Here is a 1,043-nt window from a genome sequence, read left to right on the forward strand (position 1 = left end):
ACACTATATCGATTTTCTTGAGTGCAGAAAAAATTTTGTGAATTATGTGAATTCATCTAACGACTTTACTATAACAGACTTAAAAGAAATTGAATCGAAATGTGTTGCTTGGCGATGTTTGTTGCAAATTGAATTTTTTAGTGAACCAAGAATAAAGATAATAATTCCTTACAAAAAAACGCTTTGGGAGAGAATTACAAAGCGAAACTCTCGTAAGTGTTCTCGCATTTATTTAGACTTACTATATCGAATCCGGGATAACGGATGGTCAACATTTGACTTAAGTTAGCTGGATATTCGCTGAACGAACTGGGAACGTTAGTTCAAACACATTATTGAGCAATTTACCTGGCGGCAGCTGCTCCATACCTTTAAGCTATAAGCCAAAGGGTAGCAAAATGATATGTAAATTAGGGGGAAAAGGTAATATCAGTGTTGCGACGAAAGGTTTAAGAGTTAGAAGACTTTATGAATTGCTTTCAGTGTTATTTCTTTTTATATTGGGGGAATTTATGGGAGCCTGGGGATATGGAATATTTGAAAATGATGAAGTTCTTGATTGGAAATGGGATTTGATTGAGGCGGATCATATTTCTATTATTAAAAATACTTTTGATGCAGCATTAGAATCTGATTATATTGAAGCAGATCTTGCTTCTAGTGTTGTTGGAGCAGCAGAAGTAATAGCAGCTTTACTTGGAATACCGGGCGAAGAAATAAAGTCTGGTTCCAGTTACACTTTGGGATTGGAAGATTGGCTAAACGCTCATAAAGGACAAGGAGTTGAAATGCTTGAGCCTGCTTGTCATGCAATCGCAAGAGTAAAAAGTAAATCAGAACTGTTGGAGCTATGGGAGGAGACGGGCGACTCGAGTGAATGGATGGAAATTGTAGAGAATTTGGAAGCCAGACTAAAATCTTTACTGATAAATAATAGATAAATTTGATGAACACTAAGGACGAGGCTGCCGGTACGATCGGCAGCTCTTATTACGTTAACGGGCAGATTTGTTTAACAAGGGGTATGGAGGTTATGGTAAAAT

General features: G+C 37.0%; 1 protein-coding gene. It reads left to right on the forward strand.

Going from position 1 to position 1,043, the window contains the following annotated elements; genetic code table 11:
• Positions 1-398 precede the first annotated feature (398 nt).
• Positions 399-941: a DUF4259 domain-containing protein gene (locus AC1DUA_RS38810; RefSeq protein WP_477504754.1), complete on the forward strand. Its 543-nt coding sequence runs from the start codon at positions 399-401 to the stop codon at positions 939-941.
• Positions 942-1,043: the final 102 nt, after the last annotated feature.

This window comes from Paenibacillus sp. 01T422 (genome assembly GCF_056398785.1).

Excerpts from the sequence above, each read along its gene's own strand:
- AC1DUA_RS38810 (WP_477504754.1), top strand. The coding sequence starts at position 399 with ATGATATGTAAATTAGGGGGAAAAGGTAATATCAGTGTTGCGACGAAA.